Annotated in this window: 12 protein-coding genes and 1 tRNA gene; 11 read left to right on the top strand and 2 right to left on the bottom strand. The window is 29.5% G+C overall.

Features of this window, described 5'->3' with window-relative positions:
- The first annotated feature begins 22 nt into the window (after positions 1 to 22).
- The 7 genes from yedF (ACOTVC_RS00405) (at position 23) to ACOTVC_RS00375 (ending at position 12,505) form a co-directional block, all read left to right on the top strand.
- Positions 23 to 601, top strand: a complete 579-nt coding sequence (gene yedF, locus ACOTVC_RS00405) for a sulfurtransferase-like selenium metabolism protein YedF (protein WP_039625428.1) — start codon at positions 23 to 25, stop codon at positions 599 to 601.
- Positions 598 to 1,629 carry a selenide, water dikinase SelD gene (gene selD, locus ACOTVC_RS00400; RefSeq protein WP_214116428.1) on the top strand — a complete coding sequence of 344 codons (1,032 nt, stop codon included), beginning with the start codon at positions 598 to 600 and terminating at the stop codon, positions 1,627 to 1,629. Before yedF (ACOTVC_RS00405) ends, selD begins: the two co-directional genes overlap by 4 nt.
- Before the next feature lie 140 nt (positions 1,630 to 1,769).
- Complete coding sequence (locus ACOTVC_RS00395) at positions 1,770 to 5,267, top strand: bifunctional proline dehydrogenase/L-glutamate gamma-semialdehyde dehydrogenase (RefSeq protein WP_214097738.1); 3,498 nt, start codon at positions 1,770 to 1,772, stop codon at positions 5,265 to 5,267.
- A 15-nt stretch (positions 5,268 to 5,282) separates the two neighbouring features.
- Positions 5,283 to 6,764: a sodium/proline symporter PutP gene (gene putP / locus ACOTVC_RS00390; RefSeq protein WP_039617615.1), complete on the top strand. Its 1,482-nt coding sequence runs from the start codon at positions 5,283 to 5,285 to the stop codon at positions 6,762 to 6,764.
- Between the two features lie 74 nt (positions 6,765 to 6,838).
- A complete protein-coding gene (locus ACOTVC_RS00385; protein WP_421627356.1) occupies positions 6,839 to 9,799 on the top strand; it encodes a type I restriction endonuclease subunit R in 2,961 nt (986 codons plus the stop codon).
- Positions 9,792 to 10,973, top strand: coding sequence for a restriction endonuclease subunit S (locus ACOTVC_RS00380; RefSeq protein WP_421627355.1), 1,182 nt, complete (start codon positions 9,792 to 9,794; stop codon positions 10,971 to 10,973). Before ACOTVC_RS00385 ends, ACOTVC_RS00380 begins: the two co-directional genes overlap by 8 nt.
- Positions 10,970 to 12,505: a type I restriction-modification system subunit M gene (locus ACOTVC_RS00375; RefSeq protein ID WP_214116216.1), complete on the top strand. Its 1,536-nt coding sequence runs from the start codon at positions 10,970 to 10,972 to the stop codon at positions 12,503 to 12,505. The genes ACOTVC_RS00380 and ACOTVC_RS00375 overlap by 4 nt, the downstream gene beginning before the upstream one ends.
- A gap of 61 nt (positions 12,506 to 12,566) precedes the next feature.
- Here the strand turns inward: ACOTVC_RS00375 and yedF (ACOTVC_RS00370) are convergent, their stop codons facing one another.
- Both yedF (ACOTVC_RS00370) and yedE read right to left on the bottom strand, forming a co-directional pair.
- A complete protein-coding gene (yedF, locus tag ACOTVC_RS00370) occupies positions 12,567 to 12,794 on the bottom strand; it encodes a sulfurtransferase-like selenium metabolism protein YedF (RefSeq protein ID WP_012661107.1) in 228 nt (75 codons plus the stop codon).
- Complete coding sequence (yedE, locus tag ACOTVC_RS00365; protein WP_214116214.1) at positions 12,791 to 14,005, bottom strand: selenium metabolism membrane protein YedE/FdhT; 1,215 nt, start codon at positions 14,003 to 14,005, stop codon at positions 12,791 to 12,793. The genes yedF (ACOTVC_RS00370) and yedE overlap by 4 nt, the downstream gene beginning before the upstream one ends.
- Positions 14,006 to 14,163: 158 nt before the next feature.
- Here yedE and ACOTVC_RS00360 point away from each other — a divergent pair.
- The 4 genes from ACOTVC_RS00360 to ACOTVC_RS00345 all read left to right on the top strand — a co-directional run bounded on the left by ACOTVC_RS00360 (position 14,164) and on the right by ACOTVC_RS00345 (position 16,467).
- Positions 14,164 to 14,261: transfer RNA gene (locus ACOTVC_RS00360), tRNA-Sec, on the top strand.
- 24 nt (positions 14,262 to 14,285) lie between these two features.
- Entirely contained in the window at positions 14,286 to 15,536 is a 1,251-nt protein-coding gene (locus ACOTVC_RS00355; RefSeq protein ID WP_421627352.1) for an adenylosuccinate synthase, read from the top strand.
- Positions 15,533 to 15,952 (top strand): flagellar FliJ family protein, encoded by a 420-nt coding sequence (locus ACOTVC_RS00350; protein WP_039617622.1) that lies wholly within the window; start codon positions 15,533 to 15,535, stop codon positions 15,950 to 15,952. Before ACOTVC_RS00355 ends, ACOTVC_RS00350 begins: the two co-directional genes overlap by 4 nt.
- Positions 15,952 to 16,467: a MotE family protein gene (locus ACOTVC_RS00345; RefSeq protein WP_115645129.1), complete on the top strand. Its 516-nt coding sequence runs from the start codon at positions 15,952 to 15,954 to the stop codon at positions 16,465 to 16,467. The genes ACOTVC_RS00350 and ACOTVC_RS00345 overlap by 1 nt, the downstream gene beginning before the upstream one ends.
- The last annotated feature ends 55 nt before the right edge of the window (positions 16,468 to 16,522 follow it).

Raw genomic sequence — 16,522 nt, 5'->3', positions numbered from 1 at the left:
CATTAAATAAAAAAGGTAAAAAATGAAAATTGATTGTAGAGATTTAGCTTGTCCACGTCCTGTGATAGAAACAAAAAAAGCCTTAGAAGAGTTAAAAGAAAATGAAAATTTAGAAATTCTTTTAAATTCTCAAGCTTCTAAAGAAAATGTAATGAGATTTTTAAAATCTTTAAATTTGGAATTTAGCGTTAAAGATTTAGATGATGAGAGTATTATTAGCATTGTAAAAGATGGCAATATAGCTCAAACTCAAGAAAAAAATTTACAAGAATACAATGTGTTATTTTTAAAAAGCGATAGAGTGGGCGAGGGAGAACTTGGAAAAAATTTAATGCTAGGTTTTTTAAAAACTCTAAAAGATTTACCTAATAAACCTGTAAAAATCCTTTGTGTTAATGATAGTGTTTTGATGAATACTGATTGTTCTCATATTGCTTTTGAAGCTATGAAAGAACTTGAAAATTTAGGAGTTGAAATTTATAGTTGCGGGGCATGTTTGGAATTTTTTGGCAAAAGCAAAGAACTTAAAATAGGCAAAATAGGTAATGCTTATGAAATTTTAAATGAACTTTTTGGAAAGGCAAAGATTATTTCTTTATGATATATAAAGATCAAAAACTAACCCAATATGTAAAAGCTGCGGGTTGAGCTGCCAAATTAGACTCGGTGGGTCTTGACAAAATTCTTGGCATTTTAAAACCGCATGAAAACATTTTAAGTGGTATTAATAATAATGAAGATGCGAGTGTTTATAAGCTAAATGAAGATTTAGCTTTGGTGCAAACTCTTGATTTTGTTACACCCGTGGTTGATAGTGCGTATCATTTTGGCGCTATAGCTGCTGCAAATGCTTTAAGTGATGTATTTGCTATGGGTGCTGAGGCGATTAATGCTTTAAATATTGTAGGTTTTGATACTTGTCATTTTAATAATGAAATTTTACTTGAAGTGTTAGAAGGTGCTAGAGTTAAAGTTGAAGAAGCTGGCGCTGTGCTAGTAGGTGGGCATACTATAGAAAATGATGAATTTATTTTTGGGCTTAGTGTAACAGGCGTAGTTCATCCTAAGAAATTTATAGCTAATAATAGCGCAAAAGATGGTGATGTGATTTTACTTACTAAGCCTATAGGCAGTGGTATTATTAGTACTGCTATCAAGGCTGGTTTGCTAGAAAAAGCAAAGATTTTAAAAGCGGTAGAGCAAATGAGTTTTTTAAATTTATATGCAAGTCGTATTTTGAGGGAATTTAAAAGTCTTAGTGCTTTAAGTGATGTGACAGGTTTTGGTCTTTTAGGACATTTAAAAGAAATGTTAAATAAAGAGATTATGATAGAAGTGTATAAAAATGAAATTCCTTTAATGGATGGAGTTTTGTCAATGGCTAATATGGGGATAATCCCCGCGGGAGCTTATAAAAATAAAGATAGCCTAAAAATTTGGGTTGAAAATTTAAATGAAAAAGATGGGGATATAGTGTATTTTGATCCTCAAACTTCAGGTGGACTTTTAGCTAGTATGAGTGAAAATGAAGCAAGTGAAGCTTTAAAAATACTTAAAGAATATAATATTGAAGCAAAGATTATCGCTAGATGTGTAAAAAATACTCATAATTATTTATTATTACGCTAATATTTTATTTACAATTAAAAATATATGTTTATATTTGTTACTTTTTTACATAAAAAAATAAATTACAAATAAATATATGTTGATTTTCGTTGCAATTTTTGTATCATAAATACATATTAACTATTAAAGTGGAGGAAAAAATGATACAAAAAGCTTTGCAATTAGCTGAAGAATTACAAAGAAAGATAGAAAGTAATATTTCTCAAAGTGAAAAAGAATTTCATGCCAAAATGCAAAAACTTTTAAACAATCCTAAAAATAAAGTAATGTTAATTGAGCTTTTAGATCGCTCTTTTAGATGTAAAGATAAAAGCGCTAGTTTTGAGCTAATAGAACATACTTTAAATAAATATGGTATAGCAGATTTTTTTAGTGCTTTTGAAAAATTTTTACTTTTTTCATTTTTAAATTTTGGAAAATTTGCACCAACTCTTAGTGTGCCATTTTTCATTAAGCATTTAAGAGAAGATACTAAAGCTATGGTTTTAGATGCAAATCCTAGTGTTTTAGAGCCTCATATGCGTAAAAGAAAAGATGAAGATAAAATCACCTTAAATGTAAATTTAATTGGTGAAGAGGTTTTGGGTGAGACTGAGAGTGCTTATAGAATGAAAAAATACGAAGAAGCATTAAAAACAAGCTATATTACTTATATTTCTATTAAAATTACTACCATTTTTTCCCAAATCAATATTATTGATTTTGAATACTCTAAAGATGAGGTGGTAAAAAGATTGGATAAATTATATGCTCTTGCTTTAGAGGAAGAAAAAAAGCAAGGTGTGTCTAAATTTATCAATCTTGACATGGAAGAATTTAGAGATTTAGAATTAACTGTTGAAGCTTTTATGGAGAGTGTTGCAAAATATGATATTAAAGCAGGTATTGTTTTGCAAGCTTATTTACCTGATTCTTATGAGTATTTGAAAAAACTTTTTGCTTTTTCAAAAGAAAGAGTTTTAAAAGGTATGAAGCCTATAAAAATTCGCTTTGTTAAAGGAGCGAATATGGAAAGTGAAGAAACTATAGCTTCACAAAGAGGTTGGGCTCTGCCTACTTTTTATAAAAAAATTGACACTGATAGTAACTATAAAAAAATGCTTGATTTTGTCTTAGAGGGAGATAATTATAAATATATTAATGTAGGTATTGCAAGCCATAATTTGTTTGAAATTGCTTATGCTTATACTAGGATTTCACAAGCAGGAGCTTTATCATCTTTTACTTTTGAAATGCTTGAAGGTATGAGTTTGCAATGCTCTTATGAGCTTTCTAAAATGCATGATCTTATACTTTATGCACCAGTTTGCGATGAAGCACATTTTAACAATGCTATTGCATACTTAGTAAGAAGACTTGATGAAAATACTAGTGAAGATAATTTCATGAGATATTTTTTCAATCTTAAAATTAATGATAAAAATTGGCAGACGCAAAAAGAATTGTTTATAAAATCTTTAGAAGGTGTTGCTAGCTTGGATAATTCTACTCATAGAACTCAAGATAGAAACAATGAAACAAAGGCTATTAGTTCTTATGAGAGTAAAGAATTTAAAAACGAACCTGACACAGATTTTATCTTAAAAGCAAATAGAGAGTGGGCTAAAAATATAAGAACTAAATATGAAAATTTAGAAAATTATGATGTCTATCCGGTTGCAAAAGAGGAAATTAAAAACGAAAATTTACAAGTAGTAGAAGTTAAAGATAAAATCAAAAATCGCACTATAGGTAAAGCACATTTAGCAGGCCAAGCAGAGATTAAATACGCTTTAGATGTAGCTAAGAGCTCAAATTTTAGTGATTTAAGTCACGATGAAATTTATAAAATTTTAGCAAAAACTGCTCAACTTGTTAGAGATCGTAGAGGAGATTTAATAGGTATAGCAGCTTTAGAAGTAGGAAAAACTTTCTTAGAAATTGATCCTGAAGTTAGTGAGGCTATAGACTTTTTAGAATTTTACCCACATTCTTTGGAAAAACTAAAAGAGCAAAACCCTAATACTACTTTTAAAGCAAAAGGTATAGGTGTGGTGATTGCGCCATGGAATTTTCCAGTGGGTATTTCAGTAGGAACTATAGCAGCACCTTTGGCTGCAGGAAATAGAGTGATATACAAACCTTCATCTTTATCGATGTTAACAGGTTATATGCTTTGTAAATGTTTTTGGGATGCAGGAATTCCTAAAGATGCTTTGATTTTCTTACCTGCTAAAGGTAGTGATATATCAAAATACTTACTTGTTGATCAAAGTGTGAAATTTTCAGTATTAACCGGTGGGGAAGAAACTGCTTATGCAATGCTCAAAGCTAATCCAACCTTGCTTTTAAGTGCTGAAACAGGCGGTAAAAACGCAACTATTGTTTCTAAATTTGCTGATCGTGATAGTGCGATTAAAAATATCATTCATTCAGCTTTTTCAAATTCAGGTCAAAAATGCTCTGCTACTTCTTTACTAGTTTTAGAAGAAGAAGTTTATAATGATGAAGAGTTTAAAAAGACTTTGGTAGATGCTGCTAGTTCTATGGCGGTTGGAAATCCATTTGTGTTTAAAAATAAACTTGGAGCTTTAGCAGATAAACCAGATGTGAAATTACAAAAAGCTTTAGATGAGCTAGCTCCGTATGAAAGTTGGGCTTTAAAACCTAAATTTGTAGATGATAATCCTTATCTTTTAACTCCAGGGATTAAGTATGGTACTAAAAAAGGTGATTTTACGCACATGAATGAGCTTTTTGCACCAATCTTAACTGTAATGAAAGCAAAAGATTTAAAAGAAGCTATTGATATAGTAAATTCAACAGGCTATGGACTTACAGCAGGATTTGAAAGTTTAGATGAGAGAGAATGGGAGTATTTTCACACTCACATAGAGGCAGGAAATATTTATATTAATAAACCAACAACAGGAGCTATAGTTCTTAGACAGCCTTTTGGTGGTATTAAAAAATCAGCCATTGGTTTTGGTAGAAAGGTTGGAATTTATAATTACATTACCCAATTTTTAGATATAGAGCAAAGTCAAGCTGATCAAAATGTCTTAGACAATGAATTAGTATCAAATTTAAATGCTTTAAGCTTAGATTTAAATGAAAAAGATAAAGCCGATTTTGAAGTCATTAAAGCTATGGCAAGAAGCTATGCTTACCATGCAAAACATGAATTTGCAAGTGCGAAAGATTATGTCAATATAAGAGGCGAGGATAATCTTTTCTCTTATACAAAGGTTAAAAATATCGCTTATAGAGTGCATAAAGATGATAGTTTAAAAGATATTTTAGGAGTTATTTTAGCAGCTAGTGTATTAAATATTGATCTTGTTTTAAGTTATGATGAGCATGAAAAAATAGATCTTGTGCAAAAGATTAATCAAAAAATTAGTTCAAAAACTTTATTCCTTAAAGAAAGTAAAGAAAATTTCATTAGCAAAATAGCTGATTATGAGAGAATTCGTTATTTTGCCCCATTAGATGTTAATGATGAAATTTTCATAAAAGCAGCAAGTTGTGCAAAAATCATCGCTAATGCTAAGCCTTTAATAAATGGGCGTTTTGAGTTGCTTTTATATCACAATGAGAAAGCTTTAAGTATATCTTTCCATCGTTATGGAAATCTAGGCATTCGTGCTTTAAAATAATATAAAGGAGATAAAATGGAGGTTGTTCAAATTAATACTCAAATTGCGATAATGTTTGTCGCATATTCAGCGCTAATGCTTTTTATCGGATTTTATTTTTATAAACAAAATAAAAATTCAGAGGACTATTTTTTAGGTGGTCGTTCTATGGGACCAGTGGTTTCAGCACTTAGTGCTGGAGCTTCTGATATGAGCGGTTGGCTTTTAATGGGTTTACCAGGAGCTTTATATGTAAGTGGTTTGGCTGAAAGTTATATTGCAATAGGTCTTAGTATAGGAGCGTTTTTAAACTGGGCTTTTGTAGCAAAAAGACTTAGAATTTATACTAGTGTGATTGCAAATTCTATTACAATTCCAGATTATTTTGAAACAAGGTTTGATGATGATAAGCATATATTAAGAGTGGTTTGTGCTATTGTTATTTTAATTTTCTTTACTTTTTATGTTTCATCGGGGCTTGTAGGTGGAGCAAAACTTTTTGAAGCAACTTTTGGAATTCAATATGATTATGCTTTAACTACAGGAACTGTTATTATAGTTGCTTATACATTTTTAGGTGGATATAAGGCAGTTTGTTGGACGGATTTGATTCAAGGTTTATTAATGATGAGTGCTTTGATTGTTGTGCCTATAGTGATGATTTATCATTTAGGTGGCTTTAGTGAAGCTGTTAATATAGTCAAAGAAATTAAGCCAAATACTTTTTCTATGGGAGAAGGATTAAGCTTTTTAGGTATAGTTTCAGCGCTTTCATGGGGACTTGGATATTTTGGTCAGCCACATATTTTGGTGCGTTTTATGTCTATAAGATCAACTAAAGATATTCCAACTGCTACTTTTGTAGGAATTTCTTGGATGGTTATATCTTTAATAGGTGCTTGTTTGATAGGTATTTTAGGTATAGCTTATGTGAGTAAATTTGAGCTTAGTTTGCAAGACCCTGAAAAGATTTTCATAGTGATGTCACAATTACTTTTTAATCCTTGGATAGCAGGTATTTTACTTAGTGCTATTTTAGCAGCTATTATGAGTACAGCAAGTTCGCAATTACTTGTTTCAAGTTCAACTATAGCAGAAGATTTTTATAAAAGAATTTTTAATAAAGAAGCATCTAATAAAACAGTGATGACTTTGGGTAGATTTGGTGTTTTAGCAGTAGCTGTGATAGCTTTTATCATTTCTACTGATAAAAACTCAAGTGTATTAAGTATAGTAGCTTATGCTTGGGCGGGATTTGGAGCAAGTTTTGGTTCTGTAATGCTCTTTTCGTTATTTTGGTCAAAAATGACAAGATACGCTGCTATTGCAGGTATGATTACCGGTGCAGTTGTGGTTGTAGCATATAAAAATTTCTTAGCCGAGTGGCTTAATTTTCCTATATATGAAATTATTCCAGGATTTTTAGCTGCTTCTGTTGTGATTGTTTTAGTAAGCTTGGTTACAAAAGTGCGCCCAGGAACTAAAGCAGCTTATGAAACAATGTTAAAACATCTATAAAATCCTTAAATTTCCCTACTTTTTTGTAGGGATAATTGTGTATAATTTTTAAATTATATTTTTTAGGTTTTTTTATGAATGATTTAATTACACAAAATGACAATACTACTATTGTTACAGAATACAAATTTACACCAAAAGAGCTAAAAGCTTATCAAAATGAAGAAGATTTAGAAAAATTTCTTATTAAAGAATTAGAGCTTCAAGGCTATGAAAAATTAGAGCTAAATAATATTTTAGAACTTGAAAATAATTTCAAATTACAACTTGAAAGATTAAATAATATCATTTTCTCACAAGAAGAATGGCAAAAATTTTATAAAGAAAATATTGCAAATAAAAAACTAAATTTTGAAGACAAAACCAAGATGCTTCAAAATGATAGTTTTACTCTCACACTTGAAAAAGATGATGGAAGTAAGAAAAATATCATTCTTATAGATAGGATCAATCCTATTAACAATCATCTTCAAGTTGTGTCGCAATTAAAAAATGAAAGTGGTAAATTTAAAAATCGCTATGATGTTAGTATTTTGGTAAATGGTTTGCCTTTGGTACATATTGAGTTAAAAAAGCGTGGTGTAAATTTAAAAGAAGCTTTTAATCAAATTAAGCGTTATCAAAAAGAAAGTTTTTTACAAGGAAATGCACTCTATGAATTTGTGCAAATTTTTATCATTTCAAATGGCACATTAACCAAATATTATAGCAATACAAATCAACATAAAGTTAAAAAATCTTTAAATGATAATTATGCTTTTTGTATGAGTTTTTCAGATGCAAAAAATAACATCATCGAAGACTTAGAAGATTTTACAAAGACTTTTTTAGCTAAAAGAAATTTACTTAATATTCTTACAAAATATTGTGTTTTTAATGCTGATAATGAATTATTGATTATGCGTGCTTATCAAATCGCAGCAAGTGAGAGAATAATCAATAAAATTAAAATCGCTCATAAGTATAAATACTATGGAAATATAGAGGCAGGAGGGTTTATTTGGCATAGCACAGGAAGTGGAAAAACTTTAACTTCGTTTAAAACAGCAATTTTAGCTACAAAACTTGACTTTATTAAAAAAGTACTTTTTATTGTGGATAGAAAAGATTTAGATTATCAAACCCAAAAAGAATACGATAAATTTGAAAAAGGTGCAGCAAATGCTACTAAAAACACCGATGAGTTAAAAAGAAGAATTGAAAGCGTAAAAGAAGATGAGAAAATCATCATTACTACCATACAAAAACTTTCAAAATTCGTACAAAAATACGACAATTCTCGCATTTTTGATTCTGAAATTGTTTTTATCTTTGATGAATGCCATAGAAGTCAATTTGGAAAAATGCACGAGCAAATCATTAAAAAATTTAAAAAATACTATGTTTTTGGTTTCACAGGAACGCCTATTTTTGAAGAAAATGCGGGAAAAAATTATTTTGTAAATGATAATAAAAACTTAGAACTTAAAACTACTCAAAGTACTTTTGGCGATTGTTTACATTCTTATACAATATTAAATGCGATAAAAGATAAAAATGTTTTACCTTTTAAAGTAAGTTATCATTCTACAATGAAACAAATTGAAAGTGATTTAGATAAGAAAATTTCTACTATCGATAGAGAATCAAGTCTTTTAAATGATGAACGCATAGAAAAAATCACAAGTTATATTTTAGAAAATTTTAATCGCCACACCAAAAGACAAAGTGCTTATATGTTAAAAAATCAAAGAGTCCAAGGTTTTAATGCGATCTTTGCTACTGCTAGTGTAGATTTTGCTAAAAAATACTATGAAGAATTTAGTAAGCAGTTAAAGCAAAATAATAGTAATTTAAAAGTTGGTGTTATTTATTCTTATGAGCAAAATGAAGATTTAGATGAATTTATAAATGATACACAAAGCGCTAAAGAGTTTTTAAGCAAGGCGATAAAAGATTATAATAGTTATTTTAAAAGTGATTTTAGTTTAGAAAAATTTGATAATTATTACAAAGATGTATCACAAAAGCTTAAAGATAAAGAATTAGATTTACTAATCGTAGTAAATATGTTTTTAACAGGATTTGATTCTAAAACAATCAATACTCTTTATGTGGATAAAAATCTAAAATATCACGGACTTTTACAAGCCTTTTCACGCACTAATAGAATTTTAAATGAGCAAAAAAATTGTGGTAATATCGTGTGTTTTAGAGATTTAGAAAATGCGACAAATAAAAGCTTGCAGATGTTTGGCGATGAAAAAGCATCAAGTATTGTTTTGCTAGAAAATTTTGCTTTTTATTTTGAAAAGTATGTTGTGCTAATAGATGAGTTAAAACAAAAATTTGATCTTTTAAATTTCCCACTTTATAGTGAAAAAGAGCAAAAAGAATTTATTAAGATTTTTAATGAAGTTTTAAAACTTGAGAATATTTTAAGTCTTTTTGATGAATTTAAAAATCCTTTAAATATAAGAGATAAACAAGATTATCAAAGTCATTATTTAGAGCTTTATGCTACGCTTAAGCAAAAAACAGAAAAAGAAAATATTAACGATGATTTGATTTTTGAAATTGAACTCATTAAGCAAAATGAAATTAATGTAGATTTTATACTATTTTTACTTGAAGAATATTATAAAACAAATCAAGAAAAAACAAAAGAAAGTATTTTAAAAACTACTATTTCAAACCCAAGTTTAAGAGATAAAAAAGAACTTATTGAAGAATTTTTAAATGAAATTGATAATAATAAAAACAGCGACTATAAAAGCCTTTTTAAAAATTTTATGCAAAGAAAAAAAGAGCAAGAATTAAACCAACTTATAAAAGATGAAAATTTAAATGAAAAACTGACAAAAGAGTATTTAGATGATGCTTTTGAATTAAATTTTTTCCAAGATAAAGGCGAACGCATAGGTAGGCTTTTACCTGCTATTAATCCTTTTGCACCAAAAAGCGAAGGAAATGATGAAAAGCGAGAAAGTATCATTAACAAGCTTAAGGCATTTTTTGATAAATTTATGGTTTTTTTAAAGGTAGATGATGAATAAAATAGAAAAACTTTTAAAAGAACTTTGCCCTAATGGCGTAGAGTTTAAGAGTTTAGGAGAAGTGTGCGAAGTTGTAAAAGGACAACAATTAAATAAAAATTTGCTTTTAGAAAATGGATTATATCCTGTAATGAACGGCGGAATTAATCCATCAGGTTATTGGGATACTTATAATAAAAATGCTCAAACCATTATTATAAGTCAAGGTGGAGCGTCGGCTGGGTATGTCAATTTTATGCAAACGCCATTTTGGGCTGGAGCACATTGTTATACAATAGAAAAAATTGTAGAATTTTTAAATTATAAATTTATTTATTATTTTTTAAAAAATAATCAAAATAATCTTATTAAATTACAATATGGAGCAGGTATTCCCGCATTAAATAAAATAGATATTCAAACTCTCCAAATCCCCATTCCACCCCTTGAAGTTCAAGAAGAAATTGTGAAAATTTTAGACACCTTTACTAAATTAGAAGCAGAGCTAGAAGCAGAGCTAGAAGCACGCCGTCGTCAGTATGAGTATTATCGTAATAAACTTTTATCTTTTGAGTATTTAGACAAAAATGGGGGGGGGTATGAGCTAAAAATGCTAGGCGAAGTTGGTAACTTTACTCGTGGAAGTGGTTTGCAAAAAAAAGATTTATTGGATTTTGGAATTCCTTGTATTCATTATGGACAGATTCATACTTATTATAATAACTATACATATACAACTAAAAGTTTTGTAGACTTTGAAAGTGCTAAAAAGCTTAAAAAGGCTAAAAAAGGTGATTTAATTATTGCAGGAGCTAGTGAAAACATAGAAGATATTTGCAAAGCAATTGTGTATTTAGGTGAAAATAATGTGTGTATTAGTGGGGATAGTTTTGCTTTTTCTCATTCTTTAAATCCTAAATATGTAGGTTATGTGTTTCAAAGTGAGCGATTTATAGAATATAAGAAAAAATATGCACAAGGAACAAAAGTAATGCGATTGAGTATAGAAAGACTTAAGCAATTTCAAATTCCTATCCCACCACTTGCAACACAAGAAAAAATCGTTAGTATTTTAGATAAATTCCACACACTTACTACGGATTTACAAAGTGGAATTCCTGCAGAGATAAAAGCAAGAAAAAAGCAGTATGAATACTATAGAAATAAATTATTAACTTTTAAGGAAGCTATATGAAAAGCGTGATTGAAAGAGAAGAATTACACAAAACTATTTGGAAAATTGCAAATGAATTGCGTGGAAGTGTAGATGGTTGGGATTTTAAAAGTTATGTTTTGGGGTTTTTGTTTTATTATTTTATCTGTGAAAATCTAAAGAGCTTTGTTTTGAAAGCTTATAAGCAAGATTATGAAAATTTAAGCGATGAAATGGCGGAAAATGGCAAAGAAGCGATTGTTAATGCCAAAGGATTTTTTATAAAACCAAGTTATCTTTTTTCCAGTATTCTTAAAAATGTAAATTTGGAAAATTTAAATGAAAAACTTAGCGATATTTTTAAAGAGATTGAAAGTAGTGCTAATGGAAGTGAGAGTGAAAAAAGCTTTAAAGGGCTTTTTGATGATTTAGATCTTTATTCTAATAAACTTGGGGCAAACAATCTAGAGCGTAATAAAAAGATTATAAAGATTATGGAGGCAATTTCTGAACTTAATTTGCATTATAATGAAAATGAGATTGATGCTTTTGGTGATGCTTATGAGTTTTTAATGACTATGTATGCAAGTAATGCAGGTAAAAGTGGAGGAGAATTTTTTACTCCACAAGAAGTAAGTAAACTTTTAGTAGAAATTACTTTACATAATAACAAAAAGCCAAATAAAGTTTATGATCCTGCATGTGGAAGTGGATCGCTACTTTTGCAGTATAAAAAATCACTTAAAAGCGATCCAAAAAAGGGTTATTTTGGGCAAGAGATTAATATAACAACTTATAATCTTGCAAGAATGAATATGTTTTTGCACGATGTAAATTATACGCTTTTTGATATAGCACATGGCGATACTTTGATAAATCCTAACGAAGAACATAAAGACTTAGAGCCTTTTGATGCAATTGTTAGCAATCCACCTTATAGCACTAAATGGGAAGGTAAAAATAATGCACTTTTAATTAATGATGAAAGATTTAATAAAGCAGGGGTTTTAGCACCTACCTCTAAAGCAGATTTAGCTTTTGTGATGCATTCGCTTTCTTGGCTTAGCGAGAAAGGAAGTGCGGCGATTGTTTGTTTTCCGGGTGTAATGTATAGAGGTGGTGCAGAAAAAGAAATAAGAAAATATATGATAGAAGAAAATTTTGTAGATTGTGTGATTTCTTTAGCTCCGAATCTCTTTTTTGGGACAGGTATTGCAGTGTGTATTTTGGTGCTTAGAAAAAACAAAACTGATAAAAATGTGCATTTTATCAATGCAAACGAAGAATTTATCAAAGTAACTAACAAAAACATACTAAGTAAAGAAAATTTAGAAAATATTTTAAATCTTTATAAAGATAGGGTAGAAGTGCCATATCTTACTAAGTTAGTAAGTATAGAAGAAATAAAAAATAATGATTATAACTTAAGTGTATCAAGTTATGTAGAAGCAAAAGATACGAGAGAAGCAATCGATATAAAAGCATTAAATTTAGAACTTGTTGGGATAGTAAAACGCCAAAGTATTTTAAGGGAACAAATTGATAATCTCGTTGCAGAACTTGAAGGTAATTAAAGTTAATATGAGAATATTTGAGCAAATATTCTCTATTTTTTAAACTTAAAATTAAAACTTATCAAGGCTTTTGAATTAAAAATCTAAGTGTTGGGCCATCTTGATTTATTTCTAGAATTTCAAAACCACGATTTTTAGCATCTTGAGGTATAGAATTGATACTTTGCGGACAGTCGCATAAAATTTCTAAAACTTCACCTGATTTTAGTTCTTTTAAGGCATCAATAGTAGCTATAGCAGGGTATGGACAAGCTTCACCTTCTAAATTTAAACTATAATGAATAATCATATTTTCCCTTTTTTATTTTGTTTGAAAAAGAATGATTTTTTAAACTTTAATATAAATAAAAATAAAATTGCAAATAAAGTTAAATTGATTACTAAACCATTAAAATAACCAAATTCATTTAAAAGATGAATCTTTACTCCATCTGTTAAGAAATTTGGAAAATAATCGTAGCTTAAAGCTAATATCATAGTGCCAATAATATTTGCAATACCCACTATAATAAAATGACTTTGTCCTTCACAAGCTCGATACATCCAGCCACACTCGCATCCTCCGGCAAAAACTATCCCAAAGCCAAATAAAAAAGCACCTAAAGCAATATTTGGTGATATTTCTATTATTTTGCTAGTGTGTCCTTGTAAGATAAATGCAAAAGCTATTAAACAAGCTATAATCATACCTATTAAAGCTCCCTTTATGGCATTATCTCTACCAAATAAAAATAAATCTCTAAAGCAAGAAGTAAAGCAAATTTGAGCTCTAGATATGATAAAACCAAAAACAAAGCCAAATATTAACGCTAAAGGAAGAATACTTTCTTTGTTTTTAATATTTAAAGGTTGTTTTTGTAGTATAAGTACAACATAAGTTATAAAAATTATAAATACACCAAGTCCTATATAAAAATATATCTTTGCGGTTTTATTGTGCGTTTTTAATGGTTGGTTTTCTTTACAAACACGTTGTAATTTGGCTTTTGGTTTAAAAGGTGATAGATTGCAAACTTTAACAGCTAAATAAATCCCTAAAATCATAAATAAAGTAAAAACCCAAGTATGTAAAGAAAAATAAGGCAAGCCTGTAAAAAAATTTGCTAGGTTGCATCCAAAGGCAAGTCTTGCGCCAAAACCAGATAAAATTCCACCTATAATAGCTTGAAAAATTCGAATTTTGCTAGCAGGTAAGCGCCATTTGAATTTATTTGCTAAAAATGCAGCGCTTAAACACCCTATAAACATACCTATAAGCATAATACCATCAATTCTTGTTAAGGGAGTACCGTTTAAATTTTGCTTTTGATAATAAGAATAAGAGCTTAAGTCCATACCAAAAAATTCTAAAAACTCTCCGCCCCAGCGTGTCATTTCGCCAGTGACTGCCCAAACACTACCAAAAATTCCAAAATAAATAGCACTTAAAATTCCAAGCATAATCATGCCTTTGGAATTATCCCAAAAATTTATAAAAAAAGATTGTTTGAAAGAATGCATTGTTGTATCCAAAAATTGTGATTGTCAAAACTTGACACTAAAATAAAAACTACTATTATAACTAAGAATTTTGATAATAGAATAAAACAAAACCACTTATAACTTTAAGTATTTAATTTTTGTTTTAATTAAAAATATTAAGATATAATATATTTTTTGGAAGGTTAGCTTATCTGGTGATGGCCACTGACTTCAAATCAGATGAAAGGGTAGTTGACTACTTTTTGGGGAGTTCGATTCTCTCACCTTCTCGCCAAATTTAAGTCAAAATGGAGTTTTTATGAGTAAAGCAGATATTGTCGTTGGTATCCAATGGGGTGATGAAGGTAAAGGTAAGATAGTTGATAAACTATGCGAAAATTATGATTATGTTTGCAGGAGTGCAGGTGGACATAATGCAGGTCACACTATATGGGTTGATGGTATAAGATATGCTTTACATTTAATGCCATCAGGTGTTTTAAATAAGCAATGTATTAATGTTATAGGAAATGGGGTTGTGGTTAATCCTGATGTATTAATTAGTGAAATGGCTCAATTTGAAAATTTAGAAGGAAGATTATTTATAAGTGATAGGGCTCATTTAAATTTAAACCACCATGCTTTGATTGATCAAGCAAGAGAAAGACTTAAAGGCGATAAAGCTATAGGTACAACAGGCAAAGGTATAGGACCAAGTTATGAAGATAAAATAAGTCGCAATGGACATAGAGTAGGGGAGTTGCTAGAGCCTGAAAAACTTTGTGAAAATTTAATGAAAGATTTTGAACTTAAAAAAACTTATTTTGATGCTTTGGGTATCGCAATGCCTAGTTATGATGAAATCTTAAAAAATTTAAAACGCTTTAAAGAGGTATTGGCACCATATATTACAGATACTACAAGAATGCTTTGGAAAGCTTTAGATGAGGATAAAAAAGTATTATTAGAAGGTGCGCAAGGATCAATGCTTGATATTGACCATGGAACTTATCCTTATGTTACTAGCTCAACGACTATTTCAGCTGGAGCTTTAAGTGGTTTGGGGTTAAATCCAAAAGAAATTGGAAAAGTTATAGGTATAGTAAAAGCTTATACAACAAGAGTAGGAAATGGAGCTTTTCCAAGTGAAGATTTAGGCGAAGATGGTGAAAAAATAGGACTTATTGGTAAAGAAATCGGTGTAAGTACAGGTAGAAAAAGAAGATGTGGTTGGTTTGATGCGGTTGCGGTAAGATATACTGCAAGATTAAATGGCTTAGATACTTTATCATTAATGAAACTTGATGTATTAGATGGTTTTGAAAGTGTTAAAATTTGTAAAGCTTATGAGTATAAGGGACAAGAAATAGATTATGTACCTTGTGATTTAGAAAATGCTAAACCTATTTATGAAGTAATGGAAGGTTGGGATAAAGTTGCAGGGATTAGGGATTATGATTTGTTACCTGAAAATGCTAAAAAATACATTAAACGTTTAGAAGAATTAAGTGGTGTTAAAGTAGGTTATATCTCTACAAGCCCTGAAAGAGAAGATACTATCATTTTATGAAAAGCAAATATTCTTCTGTGATTAAGCTTAGAAAACAACAGCTTGATAAAGCAGAAGCAAATTTAACTAAAACAAGACAAAAGCTTTTGCAATGCGAGGAAGAGCTTAAAGAAGCCTCAAAAACTTGCGAAAGCTTAACTTTGGCCGAAAAGGGTTCGATAGCTTTGTTAAGATCGTCTTTAAAAATGCAAGAAATCGCAAGAGAGGGCAAGCAAAGAGTTAAACAAAAATTGGATTTAACCAAAAAAGAATTAGCACACCATCAGCATTTATATAAAAAAGCTCATTTGGAATTTGAAAAAATCAAAGTTTTAGAAAATGAAGAATTAAAAAAGATTCAAAAAGCCCTGCAAAAAGAAGAGGAAAAATTTATAGACGAGCTTGCTATAACAAGACATTTTAATAAGGATAAATAATGAAAAAAATAATATTTTTATTAATTTTTTTAAATTTTGTAAATGCACAGCAAAATTGTGAGCAATATTTTGAAGCAAGAAAAGAGCAAATGCAAGAACAAATTAGAGAATATGATGAGGCAAGGCAAAGTTTAGAGGCATATAGAGCATCTTTTGAGGCTTTGCAAAAAGAAAAAATGCAAGCACTGGTGCAAAAAGAAGCTGATGTTAATGCAAGTTTAGAACAAATTAAAAGCCTAAAAGAACAAAATGAACGTATATTAGAAGCAACTAGGCAAAATCTTCAAGCGATTAATGATAAAACCATGGGGCGTATTACAGAAATCTATGCAAAAATGAAAGATGTGGCTGTTGCAGGTATATTAAGTGAAATGGAACCTGATGAAGCTTCAAAAATTCTACTTTCATTAGATCCTAGAAAAATTTCATCTATTATGGCAAAAATGGAACCTAAAAAAGCTTCGGATTTAACACTACTTTTGAAAAATTTAGATCAAAATGCAAGTTCGCAGTAAGTTTTAAGCAGTTTTTACCTTTTTTTTAGTATTATTTCAATAAAAATAAAAAGGT

This window comes from Campylobacter sp. GB48, assembly GCF_049221845.1.
Taxonomy (GTDB): Bacteria; Campylobacterota; Campylobacteria; order Campylobacterales; family Campylobacteraceae; genus Campylobacter_D; species Campylobacter_D lari_C.
Note: the sequence above shows the minus strand (reverse complement) of the source record. Positions and strands in the feature narration are given on the sequence as shown.

What these genes read in the sequence shown, in the direction of transcription:
- yedF (WP_039625428.1), top strand. Translation starts at nt 23, where the DNA reads ATGAAAATTGATTGTAGAGATTTAGCTTGTCCACGTCCTGTGATAGAA.
- ACOTVC_RS00380 (WP_421627355.1), top strand. Translation starts at nt 9,792, where the DNA reads ATGAATAAAATAGAAAAACTTTTAAAAGAACTTTGCCCTAATGGCGTA.
- ACOTVC_RS00375 (WP_214116216.1), top strand. Translation starts at nt 10,970, where the DNA reads ATGAAAAGCGTGATTGAAAGAGAAGAATTACACAAAACTATTTGGAAA.
- ACOTVC_RS00385 (WP_421627356.1), top strand. Translation starts at nt 6,839, where the DNA reads ATGAATGATTTAATTACACAAAATGACAATACTACTATTGTTACAGAA.
- putP (WP_039617615.1), top strand. Translation starts at nt 5,283, where the DNA reads ATGGAGGTTGTTCAAATTAATACTCAAATTGCGATAATGTTTGTCGCA.
- ACOTVC_RS00345 (WP_115645129.1), top strand. Translation starts at nt 15,952, where the DNA reads ATGAAAAAAATAATATTTTTATTAATTTTTTTAAATTTTGTAAATGCA.
- ACOTVC_RS00355 (WP_421627352.1), top strand. Translation starts at nt 14,286, where the DNA reads ATGAGTAAAGCAGATATTGTCGTTGGTATCCAATGGGGTGATGAAGGT.
- yedF (WP_012661107.1), bottom strand. Translation starts at nt 12,794, where the DNA reads ATGATTATTCATTATAGTTTAAATTTAGAAGGTGAAGCTTGTCCATAC.
- ACOTVC_RS00350 (WP_039617622.1), top strand. Translation starts at nt 15,533, where the DNA reads ATGAAAAGCAAATATTCTTCTGTGATTAAGCTTAGAAAACAACAGCTT.
- yedE (WP_214116214.1), bottom strand. Translation starts at nt 14,005, where the DNA reads ATGCATTCTTTCAAACAATCTTTTTTTATAAATTTTTGGGATAATTCC.
- ACOTVC_RS00395 (WP_214097738.1), top strand. Translation starts at nt 1,770, where the DNA reads ATGATACAAAAAGCTTTGCAATTAGCTGAAGAATTACAAAGAAAGATA.